We start from the raw sequence: 14125 nt of genomic DNA, 5'->3' as shown, positions 1-14125 counted from the left end.
TAAAAAATCAATGTATGTCACAACAAGAAGACGATTTGAGGGCATTGGCGAAAATCATGGATTTTCTGCGTGCCGTGAGTATCATTTTAGTGGTCATGAACGTGTACTGGTTCTGCTACGAAGCCATCCGGCTGTGGGGCGTGAACATCGGCGTGGTGGACAAAATCCTTCTGAACTTCGACCGCACGGCGGGGCTGTTCCATTCCATTCTCTACACGAAGCTGTTTTCCGTCCTTTTGCTTGCCTTGTCCTGTCTGGGTACGAAGGGTGTCAAGGGTGAGAAAATCACTTGGGGGAGAATCTGGACAGCATTTGCCGTCGGGTTCGTGCTGTTTTTCCTGAACTGGTGGTTGCTGCCCCTGCCGCTGCCGCTTGAAGCGGTGACGGGACTGTATGTCCTTACCATTGGAACGGGCTATGTCTGCCTGTTGATGGGTGGTCTGTGGATGAGCCGCCTGTTGAAACACAATTTGATGGAGGATGTTTTCAACAACGAGAACGAGAGTTTCATGCAGGAAACGAGGCTTATCGAAAGCGAGTATTCGGTCAATCTGCCGACACGTTTCTATTACAGGAAACGCTGGAACAACGGTTGGATCAATGTAGTTAATCCCTTCCGTGCGTCCATCGTGTTGGGTACGCCGGGCAGCGGCAAGTCCTATGCCGTGGTAAACAATTTTATCAAGCAACAGATTGAAAAGGGCTTTAGTCAATACATCTACGATTTCAAGTATCCCGACCTATCTACTATTGCCTACAACCATTTGCTGAACCACCCGGACGGCTACAAGGTAAAGCCGAAGTTCTATGTGATCAACTTCGACGACCCGCGACGCTCTCATCGGTGCAATCCCATTCACCCGGATTTTATGGAAGATATTACGGATGCCTATGAGAGTGCCTACACAATAATGCTCAACCTCAATAAAACGTGGGTGCAAAAGCAGGGCGACTTCTTCGTGGAGTCACCTATCATTCTGTTTGCCAGTATTATCTGGTATCTCAAAATCTATCAGAACGGGAAGTTTTGCACGTTTCCCCATGCTATCGAGTTTCTGAACCGCCGTTACGAGGATATATTTCCGATACTGACCTCTTATCCGGAGCTGGAGAACTACCTTTCGCCGTTCATGGATGCGTGGCTTGGAGGGGCTGCGGAGCAGCTCATGGGTCAGATAGCGTCGGCAAAAATCCCGCTTTCGAGGATGATTTCACCGCAGCTCTACTGGGTGATGTCAGACAGCGAGTTTACGCTGGACATCAACAATCCCGAAGAGCCGAAAATCCTCTGCGTGGGTAACAATCCCGACCGTCAGAATATCTACGGTGCGGCACTCGGTCTGTATAATTCCCGTATCGTGAAGCTCATCAACAAGAAGGGGATGCTGAAGTCATCGGTCATCATCGACGAGTTGCCCACAATATACTTCAAAGGGTTGGACAATCTTATAGCTACCGCCCGAAGCAACAAGGTTGCCGTGTGTCTGGGCTTTCAGGATTTCAGCCAGTTAGTGCGTGACTACGGGGACAAAGAGGCGAAAGTGGTGATGAACACTGTCGGCAATATTTTCTCCGGTCAGGTGGTGGGGGAAACAGCCAAGACGCTCTCCGAGCGGTTCGGTAAGGTGTTGCAGAAACGGCAGTCCATCTCCATCAACCGGCAGGATGTTTCCACCTCCATCAACACGCAGATGGACGCGCTCATTCCACCGAGTAAGATTTCCGGGCTTACGCAGGGAATGTTTGTCGGTTCTGTATCCGACAACTTCAACGAGCGTATCGAGCAGAAGATTTTTCATTGCGAGATTGTGGTGGATGCCGAAAAGGTGAAACGGGAAGAAAGTGCCTACAAGAAAATTCCCGTCATTACAAACTTCACGGACGAGGACGGCAACGACCGCATGAAGGAAACGGTGCAGGCGAACTACCGGCGCATCAAGGAAGAGGTGAAGCAGATTGTGCAGGAGGAACTGGAGCGTATCAAAAACGATCCGGTGCTGTGTAAACTGCTACCAGATAATGAGACTGTCTAACAAGTCCCCAAAATTGAAAATTATCCCTATCGAAGTTTGAAGTGACCCCCAAAAGTTGGATACAATTTTTTTGGGGGGCACTTCAGTTCTGACGGGTAAAATCGTAAAATTCGGACTTGTTAGACAAATACTTACGCGGTTTCAACCTCAGGTACTGAATCTATCGAATTGACAAATTTAACCAATTGCGGATCTGAATCTTTTTGTATGAGGTTTCGGAGACTCTTTTTCAATTCATAAGCATCATCCCCTGCTGTATTTATTAAATCCATATAAAAATCTTTGTTTTGCAGAATCAATGAACGGCATGCCCCATCGGAAATTACAGGTTTCACTATTTTATCAATAACGTCTCCAGCTTGACTTTTCAAATTACCATGCGATCTAAGCCATGTTTCGAAAAATTGAAACTTTATTGCATTGATAGTCTTTTTACCGATGCAGAAATCATTTCTTATATCGGTAACTGTCGATTTAATTTTTCGTTTATCCAATCTTTCAACTATATTCTTGAAACAATTAGGGAAAGGATTCAAACTTTGAGTTCCAGAAGCAATATCCATCAGAATCTTTTTGCCAAATTCAGTCAAGTTATCTGGCAAGGATTTGATTTTAGCCAGTAAATGTTTTATTGCGACAAACCAATAATATGATGTATGTGCTGTTCTTTGGGCGTATAATGTATCAACACTTATTTCAGACAACGCTTCGAACGCTATTTTATTGATATGATCGGTCAGGACATTGCTTATTTTAGTGGTCAAATCGTAAAAAGATGCGTCAGGAATTACATCTTTAATATTGTTCTTAGTGATATACTTATCCAAATCGGTATTCCACTCTGCTAAATGCTCGATAAATACCTCATCCGTTACACCTATTCTGTTCTTAATATCTTCAAATTGGGGCAATATGTCTGAGAGCAATAATTTATAGCCAAGTTTATGATTTACCATGTATTGTAGTGTTTCATTTAATAGCGGTATATTCCATCCCACACTATTTACTAATAAGTCTCCATGATCCACATAATAGTCCATGAGTTCTGCAACATATTTTATATCTCCACCCTCTATTAAGGAAACGGAATGACCATGTGCCAATTGCATGGCGACTAAATCGTAATATCCAGACTCTTTAATGTTTCGGCCATCAGTTTCTAATTCAGAATGCAACTGATTTATGTAGGTTGAATCTAACGTTACAGGTAAAGGTCTTTCTTCGTCAGATGCCAATAAACGATAGGTTGTAAATATAGCCCCTATATTATCTTTATTTACATTCTGTTCATCAATGCAATTCGTGATCGCTTGCAAAAGCGTTGGAAACGTATAGGTAGAATTATCTTTTAACGTTTTTACAATATCTGCATGGTCGAAATTATCGGGTAGTAAGTTTGCCAAATAATTATCGAGCGCCTCCGAATTTGTTGCTACTTGATAATATTTATATGCTTTAGTTGTCGCGTTATCCCGATAGGCAGCATCTGTTGCATTTGCAGCTTGAATATAATCGATAAATGTATTTGGCTTGACTGTTTTTGCTTCAATCAATGACGTAAAATCGCACGCCAACTTATTTTGCGCAATAAACCTGTCTATTGCATCTAACGTTTTGAAATAGTCGCCGCCATTGAAGTCATTGAACCGAACTATCTTCTTATATAATTGAGCAATCACATGGTTTTGGCTTTCCGTGTCTAAATGCAACAGCAGTTCTTGGTATTCGACAGGGAACACCTGCTTCTCTATGGATTCTTTTAATTTCAATTGTGCTATTCTTTGCCATACACGCAGAATAACATCGCTCTTTCGAGTTAATTTATGCAAACAATGTATAATCTTATCGATAAGCGCATTGTCCATACATTGTATAACTTCTTCTAATACAGTGTCAAATTGTTTATTAGTCTCTGCATATTGATTTATGTCGTGGTCTTCTTCTCCGTTGATGCAGCCTTCAATATATTTTTTCAATGGAATTTGTCGAGCATCTTCAACATCGACACCATATACCAAAGCTGCAATTTCGCGTTGTGTTTGCAGATCATTGTTAATTATTGTTTGAATGCCATTCAGATAGTCGCCGGACAATATTTGTTCTACTGGATTTGCCAGAATATCCGTCTTCTTCAAACAGAACAATGCTATGTTTATCATCAAAATTTCGTTACACCACTCTTGTTTAAGAGCGACCATCTCATTGATATATGATATAATTTCCCTAACATTGGCATTAGGATTTACCAATCTGAATATCCGATTTATAGTTTCTTTCGCTTCATTTTCTGTTTCTCCAAATGCTTCAACAAACAGTTTGTTGAATATACTTCGATAGTCGGTAATAACAGGAGGAGCAACACGATAAACAATAGGGAAAGTTTTATTGATAAAATACTTGGTCAGTTGTTTCGTTTGTTCGTCGGTCTCATCTCCGAATGCACAAGCTAAATGTGTTTCATCGAAAGGAATAACAGCCCAAACATTTTCAAAACCGCTATCGGCGAAGAACGTATGGATAGAAGACCATAATTCTTTTACTTTTTCAGCGGGGAGACGATCCATGTTGTCAAAAACAAGGACTAATTTACGTTGTCCTTTTTCCTTGATAAAATCAGAAATGTCTTGCATCCATGTTTTGAACTCGTAAACCGTTGGTTCGTCTTCGCTCAAAGTCTCATAGCAAACGTCCTTTTCGACTTTATCTTGATAAATAGCTAACATATAACTCCATCCATATTTATGATCTTTGCTATATGCCCATTTCCAAACGCACAATGCAATAAGAACTGGCAGTGCAGCTATGATAATAGACAATAAAGAAAACCACCATGTTGTGGGTGTAGGTTTTACTGCATACGCAATAAATGTAAATATCGGAGTTAAAACTGCAACCAAAAATGCCGCAACCATACCATTACTGATAAGGGGATATTTTTCGGTTACGGTCTCCGTTTTACGGGCTAATAAATATTTCAGCTTTTCAGACCATGATACGGTTTTCGTACCTCCACCTTTGACTTTTATTGTTGCATTTCCAGATAGGATACCATCATCAATAAGTTTGCTTGTAAGCAATTCCAATATAGAGCGGCGTTGCAAGTCCTCTTGATGTCCCCATGCGTCATACTCAAAAAAGTAATAGTCGTCTGATAATTCACGTTCCAACATTTTAACCACGTTGGATTTTCCAGATCCCCAAATACCTTCGATGCCGATAATTCGAGGTAAAGTACATTCCTCATCCAATGAATCATTCTGACAAAAATGGCGAGCAATAGTTTTTGCCAACCTTTCTTGCGAACCTCCATCGAATTTGTCAATACCACACGGTTTATTTTGGATAAACCGCGGATATTGCTGTTTGGATTGTAGTTTTGTTTCCATATACGTAATTTATTGATTATACGAACTCCAAATAATTCTCCCGATTTACCACATGAAACTCGGCATAGGGATAGGCTTCTTGGAAGGCTTTCGGTGCGGCCGGCATTTTATTTCCCCACTTGAACTCCAAGGCGGTAAGACTGTCGGCACTCTCCTCAATCAGGTCGATTTCCTGTTTGTCGTAGGTGCGCCAGAAATAGAACTCCCTGTGCAGTCCCTCATTGAAGTTCGCTTTGCGCCGCTCTCCGATGATGTAGTTCTCCCACAGCGCACCGACATCCTGCCGAATGGCCAGCGGTGAGAAAGCCCCGATAATGGCATTGCGAATGCCGTTGTCGTAGAAGTACCACTTGCCAGCTTTTGTAACCTCCTTGCGTAGGTTACGCGAATAAGCCCCCAGACGATAGATAACGAAGACCTTTTCCAATAGGTCGAGGTATTTTTCAACGGTCGTCTTGCTCATGCCGAGTTGTTTACCTAACTCTTCGTAAGAAACTTCGCTGCCCAACTGAAAAGCTATCAATCGCAGTAGATCGCGCATCTTGCTCGAATTTTTTAAGCCGTCAATTGCTAAGATATCTTTAAGCAGGTATGCACCGACAATATCACGTAGGTAGTCTGTTTTACGTTCATAGTTCTCCATCATTACTACTTCGGGATAGGAACCGTAAATCAAGCGCGCTTCGAGGTTCTGGCGGGTTTCAAGTGCCGTTTCCGTCTGTGCGATTTCCCGTTGCGAGAATGGTGTAAGGAGAAATTGCGTACTGCGGCCGACCAACGGTTCACCAGTCTTATTCAGCAAATCGAATGACGAAGAACCACTTGCCAAGACACTTATTCCCGGTATTTCATCAACTATCAACTTCAGAATACTACCGATTTGTGGTATGTTCTGTGCCTCATCAATAGCCAGCAAATCAATACCATCCAATAAATGCCGATAATTGGCTATTGAGCGATTCTCCAATAGTGCTAATGTGTCGTAGTCTTCGCCGTTGAGCATCATCGTCCTACCTGAATAGTTGTCCACAATTTTACGCATCATTACCGTTTTACCAACACGGCGAGCACCAAAAATCAGTACTGCTTTATTGGGCGCGATTCGTGCTGTAATCTTCTCTTGAAGTATTCTATTTACTGTTTCCATACCTTATAAAATATAATGCAAAGATAATCATATTTTTTTAATTGGCGAATTTTACAAAAAAAACGGGCTATTAAATGGCGATTTTTACAACCACAATCTTATGGAAGTTGTTTCATTGTTTTTAGTAATGATATATGTTCATACTATGATGACTCAATAATTTACCAGACATACGTTTCTGAAATTTGTCCTTATAGGAATGAAAAACTCACATATATTGTGCTAATTAATATATAATTAAATGAAAATAAAAAGACAGGATACGAGTATTCCTGTCTTCTCATATGTAATGGATATTTTTTTATTTTCTCATCCGCTCCAACTCCTCATCACGCAACATTCTCTCGTTCAGTTTTTCCTGCATCCTGTCAATGAAATAGGTGCGGCTTTCGTTCTTCCGGCGTTTGATATCAGTGTAGAAGCGGTAGCAGTCTTTAGAATCAACCCCGAATATCTTATAGAGAAGTGGGGCGAGCTGTTTGAGCGGCATATTGCCGTTGTTGATGCAGCCCATCACGTCTATGCCGTAGATAAGTTCCACGAGGTCGATGGCATTGCCCGTCCATTGAAGAAGGCTGGCGGTGGTTTCTGTTGCGTTGTTGGCGGATATTAGTGGTGGCACTTGGGGCGTGGCAAGGAATTTCTGCATCTTTCTTACGAAAGACAGAGCCTTGCTGACGTAGGCGGCAATCTCTCTTTTTTCTTCTGACAGATTACGTACGGGATGGTGCTGCAACTCGATTTCGATGTAGGCAAGCGCGATGACGGTAAGGTTCATGTCCATGCCGCCGTTGCACAGTTCGATCACTTGGGTGGCGAAAGCCGTGTATGCCGTTTCCATATTGCAGTCGCCGGCTTCGTTTATCAGGCGGAAAAAGTCGGTTTCCGCCAGCAAGAAATAATTCATGGTTCTGTCAATTTTGAAAATTACACTTTGTTTTCTGCGTGCGCACATGAATATAATTGGCAAAAAACGCGGCAGAAAATAAAAAATCCAACACTCAATTTTACAAAGTGCTGGATTTCAGAGGTATAAAATTCAGTATTTTTTCACAAGGACAAATTATCTCCGACTTAAATTGTTTGTAATCGGAACATTTATTCTATTCCTGAAAATAGAAATGTATGCTTGCCGCACATTTTGGCTATCTTGCTTTTTTATCAAGGATATAGATAATGCGACATACACCGTTGGGATAGCTTTTCAAAGAGGAAAGCGTCCAGTGTTGCTCTGGCAGAGCCGACTTAAAAAAATGTCGTCCGCTTCCGGATATGAAAGGAACGGTGTATAGTATGATTTCATCCACAGCGTGCATCCGCAGCAGTCCGTTTATATAGTCTGCCGTGTCCGGTGTGGCTTCCGCGAGGTAACGGATGTTTGTGCAGTCTTTTCTCCATTCGTGCAGCATTGAAATGGAATAGTCCGGTGTCACACGGTAAAAGGCTTTCTTCCTGATTTCATCAAGACCGCAACGGTCAAGGCACAAATCCTGATGTGCTTTATCATATAACTCTGAAGAAAGACATCCGTCCATCGTCAGTACGGCGAGAATCTGAACTTTACCCATAATCGTTTCCTTTCGTTAGGCAAGGGTAAAAAAGTAGCGTGCAATTCACACTACCTTCAAGCGATGGCTCTGGTAAAGCCTTTACGGAGAGTACGTGAATGCACGCTATGCGTAAGCATAGCATAAGCATCACGCAATCGTCTCCGTAGTTCCAATTTACCAGATTTTCGCTTGAAACGCCTTGCGGTCTTATCCTATATGTTGGCGGCGAAAAGCTCCTGCCAATCGCCGTTTTTCTCAAATGTTATGCAAAGATAGCCAAATTCAGTGAATTACGGGCTATGATTGCTTGAATTTATATTTAAGTCCATACTCTTCAAGTTTGCTGTATAGTGTTGTCCTGCCTATGCCGAGCAGTTCTGCGGCGACACTCCGGTTGCCGTTTGCCTGTTTCAACGCACGCAATATCCGCTCCTTATCCTCCGCGTCATTGCGCAAGGCGAAGCTGACAGTAGAGGTCGGTTTCGTCACGGCAAGTTCCAGATGCTCTTTCATGACAACACCTTCCTGCGCCTGCAATACAGCACCCATAACTTTCTGCCGAAGTTCCCGCACGTTGCCCGGCCATGCGTGTGTCAGCAACGCTTTACGTGCTTCGGAACTGAACCCGCTCACGCTACACTCCAGCTCTCTGTTTGCCATATCACGGAAGAACTCTGCCAGCGGCATAATGTCTTCTTGACAGTCACGCAACGGAGGAACGGTTATCCCGAAGTCGTGCAGGCGGTACAGAAGATCCTGCCGAAAACGCTTTTCATTCACCGATACCTCCAAATCTTCATTGGTAGCAGCGATGATGCGGACATTGAAATTCCGGTCTGCCTTGTCTCCGACCGGGCGATACCGCCTCTCCTGTATGGCACGGAGCAACATCTGTTGGGTTTCCAACGCGAGGTTTCCTACCTCGTCCAGAAACAACGTGCCGCCTTCCGCCTCATGGAAATATCCTTTCTTGGCATTGTCCGCACCTGTAAATGCACCTTTGACGTGTCCGAAGAAAGCCGACGGTGCAAGCTCTTTGGAGAGTGAACCGCAGTCCACCGCCACAAATGGCTTGCCTGCACGTTTGCTCTTGTCATGCAACAGGTGGGCAATATGCTCCTTGCCCGTGCCGTTCTCACCAAATATCATCACGCTCATATCGGTGGCGGCTACCAGCCTTATGCGGTGCATGATTTTCTGAAAGGCGGAACCTTCACGGGCGAATATAGGCATACGGCGTTGTCCTGCCTGACGTTCTTTCAGTATGGAACGGATCAGGGGGACAAGTTTATCCTCCACAAGCTGTTTGGGAATATAGTCTATCGAGCCGAGTTTCATGCTTTCCACGGCGGTATTAACTTCGGCGTAGTCGGTCATAATGATGAAGGGCTGCATCTTTCCCTCCTTTCGCATCCAGCACAAAAGGTCTATGCCACTGCCGTCAGGCAGACGCAGGTCGGCAACCACGATATCATTATCTGTTGCCTGTTGCAGATGTTTCTTCGCGGTTGAGAGGTGGTAAGCCTTCATATTGCGGTAGCCCTCCCGTGACAGCATATTGCAGACATATTCGCAATACACGATGTTGTCTTCCACCACAATTATTTTTGTCTTATTCATCTTCGTATTTTCTCCTTTCCTCTTCTGCCAACCGTATTATTTCCACTCCCTTATCCAGCACGGCAGTCACGGCATGGCTTAACGCTTCACCATCCGGGAGAGCATCGCCACGAAGCAATCCGTAAAGTACATTCAGCGGTTGGTCGGCACGGAGCACCTCCCACGAACTGCGCAGGTGGTGGATCAGGGAATCCAGCTTTTGCAGGTCTTTTTCTTTTGCTGCATCCCGTACCGCCTGCATTTCCTTTTCTGTTTCAGTTATCAACTTTTCCAGCATGACGGCTTCATTGCCATAGGACAATAAGGCGGAAAAGTCCGGTTTCCCGTCCGGTGTCGCTTTTATGGCACACCTGTCGGAAACCTCCATCAGTTCCGATATGGAGAACGGTTTGAACAGGCATCCGGCAAAGCCTTTTGCCAATAGTTCCCCTTTGTTACAACTGCCCGAAGCGGTTGCCACAACCACCGGGATTGTTGGTGAATTGCCCACGTTGGACGAACGCAACAGTTCCAGCAATTCGAAACCGTTTATATCGGGCATATTCAAGTCTGTCAGCAACAGGCTGTATTCTTTCTGGCGTATCATTTCCATCAGTGCCGCAGCATCGGTGCAGTGTATTCCTTCTTGGGAATACATCTCTTTCAGCATCAGAAGTAATACCTCATCATTGTCAATGGCGACAACATCATGGAATTTATTGTTATGATAAACAGGTGTATTGCTTGTATATCCAAGCTGTTCTTCAGCTTCCTGCATAGAAATTTCAACTGTGAAACGACTGCCTTTCCCTTTCTTGCTGTCTAAACGGATTGTTCCGCCAAGCATCGACACAATATTACGCATTATGGCAAGCCCAAGCCCGAAACCCTCCTTTGCGGCGGCATTTGATAGACGTTCAAACGCACCGAACGCTTGTTTCTGTTCCTCTTCTGTCATGCCTGTACCTGTATCTTCAACGACCAGTGTCAGAACTCCATTATCATATTCAGTAATCAAAGAAACACCGCCTTCTTCTGTGAACTTGACAGCGTTTGACAGCAGGTTATTCCCGATTTGTATTATTCGCTCTTTGTCGGTCAATACAATGGCATCGTGTCCAGTCTTCACGGACAAGGACAGCCCTTTGTTCACGGCAACAGGCATGAACTCCGTTTCAAGTGTGTGCGTGATTGCTGAAATCCGGCAGGGTGACAGACGGGGCTGTTCCTTGCCGTTGTCCAGGCGGAAGAAGTCAAGCAAAGTGTTAAGCATATCCCGCATACGGTCGGAGGATTGCAGTATGTTTTGGATATACTGCCCGGACTTATCCTCACACTGTTCTTTCCGTATCAGTCCGGCATAGCCTGTTATTGCTGTCAGCGGTGTGCGCAGTTCATGGGTGATAGTATGTACCGCCTTCTTCCTTGACGTTATCAGTGCCTCGTTCCGTTGTACGGATTGTTCCAGTTGCCTTATCAAATCAGTTGTCTTGTGCTTGTATTGTTTAATGCTTTTTGCATCACGATGTATGATGATGTAGGAAATTAACAACAATAGAAGAACGAATCCCATTAAACCGCCTACTTGCATAAATGACTTTTCACGCATGGCAACTATTTCGTTTTCCCGGCTTTGCAGTTCGGTTTGTACCTTTTCTTCTATTTGGCAAATCAATTCTTGCAGTTGTCTGTTAAGTTCTGCATTACGAGCTGCAAGGCTGTCGGCTTGTTCCGACAATTGGCGATCCTGCACTTTCTGTTCGCTGATTACGTTTCTATTGACCGAATGAAGGATAGTGGTTGATACTGCTGGAGTTACTTCCTTTTTTTTGCCGAATATGCCTAAGAAACCTTTTCGTTTTGGCTTTTTGGACTGTTCCTGCACACTTTTCTGTACAATAACCGGAATTTGATTGGCTATCTTCTTGTTAATAGATTGTTGTTCATCCATTAACCGGACTATCTGGAACATCTGTCGTTCCTTATCCTCTAAAAGACTGCGCACACTATCGATGCGCTCTGCTGGATAGGTGGCCTTGAAACGGCAGAGCATACTGTCCATTGCCATACGCCGTGCATGGTAATGCTCGATATCTTTATCGTTCCATTCCAGTATTGTTTCACCCAATAGAGAAAATTTTATCATTTGAATATTGATATTGTTTATTTCTTTTCGGAGCTCGTCTATTTTTTTATTGCCAAGTTCTAATGCTTCTATCTCCTGCCATTCATAGAGGCTATTATATGCCATACATCCGATAAGAATGGAGATAAGTATATATCCCAACCGTATTGCCTTATAGAAATTTCCTGACCGCTCCATTATTTTAATGACATTGATTTTTGGAACATGAATAAAAGTTTATCTTTTTCGTTCATGCGGATATTATCAGAATAACCGTCTTTTGTTATTTGATACCCACATGGCTTAACCATAAAAATGCCTAAGCCCTTAGTGTACGAACTTACTTCTGAGGCATAGTCTTTACTTGTATTTAATGGAACTTTCCCTTTAATATGACACCACTCATTATTACAACTGATGTCTTCAATCTCAGACATCAGTTTTTGCAAATCTGTAATAGCTTTGGAACTCGCTACTTGGGGTATCTGCAACTCAAAACAGAGCATCGGTTCGAGAATGTCCACACCTGACTGTTGCAAAGCCAGCCTGAAGACATAAGGGGTCAGCTGTCTGAAATCAGCAGGTGTACTTACCGGGCTATAATACTCGGCTTGAGTAAAAGTTACTTTCAGATCTGTCACTTCCCATCCATGTAAACCAGATTGGCAAGACATACGAATCCCTTCAAAAACGGCATTTTGAAAAGAATGGTTCAGATAACCATAGGAGATGTCACTTTCGATTTGCAACCCTGCCCCTAACGGTAAGGGTTCAAGAGTCAGCCCTATTGTGGCCCAGTAAGGGTTGGGTGGTACTTCGATCTGAATAATCTTATTGACCTTTTTTATAGGTCGTTCTTTGTAGATAGTCTTGATCTCATCAAAATGGACCTTTACGGAAAATCGTTCTTCCAGCAATGTCTGTATGATTTCCTTTTGGGTCAAACCATATAACGAGATTTCCAATTCATCACTATATGAGTTTATGGAAAAGGACAAAGACGGGTCTTCAATCCACAATGTATTCAGAGCGGATATCACCTTGCTTCTCTCTTCGGGCTTATTTGGCCGGACGGAGGATTTGAGAGCGGGATGCTGATGAGATAATCCTTGAATCAAACAAGGTTTAGCACCTAAATAATCTCCGATTCGAAAATCTTCTATATCTTCTACAATCGCGATATCATTGGCACCCACTTCATCAACATTTATCTCTCTGCCCTGATAAATAGTCTTTAGATTTTTAATCTTGATGAATTTTTCCGAATCGTTGATTCTTACAACGTCTCGAAGTCTCAGACTTCCGTCAATTATTTTAAGAAAACTTCTTTTATGCCCTTTGGGGTCATGCTCTATCTTATAGAGATAAGCTGAAAGTCTGTTTGAGACTGATGCCGGAGGAAGTATAAAAGAAGAAATGGCGTCCAACAACTCATTGATACCGATATTGAACATTGCTGATCCATGTAGCACCGGATAGACTTTGGCTTTTGCCACAAGAGCGATTATCGTATTCCAATAATCAGCCGGTGAAATTTCGCTATCCGCCAAATATCGTTCTAATATATCGTCGTCATGGTTGCATACAAATTCTTTGTATTCTTCCTTTATATATGTTTGGGAGCAAACCGGATAAACCGATCCATCGACAACAGTTTGCATAAACAGGACATCTTGCGACAGATTTGTTTTTATATCCATATACAAACGCTCCAAATTCACACCGGCACGGTCAATCTTATTGATAAATATAATTGTCGGGATTTGCAGCTTTTGTAAAGTACTGAACAGCAACTTTGTCTGCGCTTGTATGCCTTCCTTTGCGGATAAGATGAGGACTGCTCCATCAAGCATTTTGAATGTCCGCTCCACTTCCGCAATAAAATCCATGTGTCCCGGAGTGTCAATGATATTGCATTTCACTCCATTCCAGATAATAGATGTCGTAGAAGCCCGGACAGTAATTCCTCTACGTTTCTCTATATCCATAGAGTCCGTTATGGTGTCACCATTATCCACACGGCCGCACTTTTCCGTTGCTCCACTGGCAAACAGCAGATTCTCGGTTACGGAAGTTTTTCCTGCATCAATGTGAGCAAGAATTCCTAAATTTATAATATTCATTTGGATTAAGCAATAATATACTACAGTAGATGCATTGTCGAAACGCACCTTTTAATACCTCCTCGTAGCATATGAGAACTACAGGATTACTAACTCGTATTAATATGTATATTATTACTGCCGCATAACGATTACAAAATTACACAAAAAAATATATCTAAC

8 protein-coding genes are annotated in these 14125 nt (G+C 43.0%); 1 reads left to right on the top strand and 7 read right to left on the bottom strand.

Annotated features, from left to right (window positions below; translation table 11 throughout):
* Positions 1 to 14: 14 nt before the first annotated feature.
* The gene (gene mobC, locus BN3659_RS11995; protein ID WP_004291482.1) at positions 15 to 2033 is read left to right on the top strand and encodes a conjugal transfer protein MobC; all 2019 of its coding nucleotides are present in this window, start codon (positions 15 to 17) and stop codon (positions 2031 to 2033) included.
* A gap of 131 nt (positions 2034 to 2164) precedes the next feature.
* On the opposite strand, the gene BN3659_RS11990 is transcribed toward mobC, so the two are convergent.
* The 7 genes from BN3659_RS11990 to tet(Q) all read right to left on the bottom strand — a co-directional run bounded on the left by BN3659_RS11990 (position 2165) and on the right by tet(Q) (position 13963).
* Positions 2165 to 5419 carry a P-loop NTPase fold protein gene (locus BN3659_RS11990; RefSeq protein WP_004291481.1) on the bottom strand — a complete coding sequence of 1085 codons (3255 nt, stop codon included), beginning with the start codon at positions 5417 to 5419 and terminating at the stop codon, positions 2165 to 2167.
* 16 nt (positions 5420 to 5435) lie between these two features.
* Complete coding sequence (locus BN3659_RS11985) at positions 5436 to 6566, bottom strand: ATP-binding protein (RefSeq protein WP_004291480.1); 1131 nt, start codon at positions 6564 to 6566, stop codon at positions 5436 to 5438.
* Positions 6567 to 6867: 301 nt separating this feature from the next.
* Complete coding sequence (locus BN3659_RS11980; protein WP_004304269.1) at positions 6868 to 7473, bottom strand: RteC domain-containing protein; 606 nt, start codon at positions 7471 to 7473, stop codon at positions 6868 to 6870.
* Between the two features lie 238 nt (positions 7474 to 7711).
* Positions 7712 to 8134 (bottom strand): dihydrofolate reductase family protein, encoded by a 423-nt coding sequence (locus BN3659_RS11975; RefSeq protein ID WP_004291474.1) that lies wholly within the window; start codon positions 8132 to 8134, stop codon positions 7712 to 7714.
* A gap of 279 nt (positions 8135 to 8413) precedes the next feature.
* Positions 8414 to 9736, bottom strand: a complete 1323-nt coding sequence (locus BN3659_RS11970; protein WP_004291471.1) for a sigma-54-dependent transcriptional regulator — start codon at positions 9734 to 9736, stop codon at positions 8414 to 8416.
* Positions 9729 to 12038, bottom strand: a complete 2310-nt coding sequence (locus tag BN3659_RS11965) for a hybrid sensor histidine kinase/response regulator (protein WP_091537229.1) — start codon at positions 12036 to 12038, stop codon at positions 9729 to 9731. Before BN3659_RS11965 ends, BN3659_RS11970 begins: the two co-directional genes overlap by 8 nt.
* Positions 12038 to 13963: a tetracycline resistance ribosomal protection protein Tet(Q) gene (gene tet(Q) / locus BN3659_RS11960; protein WP_004291466.1), complete on the bottom strand. Its 1926-nt coding sequence runs from the start codon at positions 13961 to 13963 to the stop codon at positions 12038 to 12040. Before tet(Q) ends, BN3659_RS11965 begins: the two co-directional genes overlap by 1 nt.
* Positions 13964 to 14125: the final 162 nt, after the last annotated feature.

The sequence above is a fragment of the Alistipes sp. CHKCI003 genome (assembly GCF_900021155.1).
Lineage (GTDB): Bacteria > Bacteroidota > Bacteroidia > Bacteroidales > Rikenellaceae > Alistipes > Alistipes excrementavium.
This window is presented reverse-complemented; position numbering and strand designations above follow the sequence as displayed.

Coding starts and splice junctions, on each gene's coding strand:
- mobC (WP_004291482.1), top strand. CDS start 15: ATGTCACAACAAGAAGACGATTTGAGGGCATTGGCGAAAATCATGGAT.
- BN3659_RS11985 (WP_004291480.1), bottom strand. CDS start 6,566: ATGGAAACAGTAAATAGAATACTTCAAGAGAAGATTACAGCACGAATC.
- BN3659_RS11980 (WP_004304269.1), bottom strand. CDS start 7,473: ATGAATTATTTCTTGCTGGCGGAAACCGACTTTTTCCGCCTGATAAAC.
- BN3659_RS11970 (WP_004291471.1), bottom strand. CDS start 9,736: ATGAATAAGACAAAAATAATTGTGGTGGAAGACAACATCGTGTATTGC.
- BN3659_RS11975 (WP_004291474.1), bottom strand. CDS start 8,134: ATGGGTAAAGTTCAGATTCTCGCCGTACTGACGATGGACGGATGTCTT.
- BN3659_RS11965 (WP_091537229.1), bottom strand. CDS start 12,038: ATGGAGCGGTCAGGAAATTTCTATAAGGCAATACGGTTGGGATATATA.
- BN3659_RS11990 (WP_004291481.1), bottom strand. CDS start 5,419: ATGGAAACAAAACTACAATCCAAACAGCAATATCCGCGGTTTATCCAA.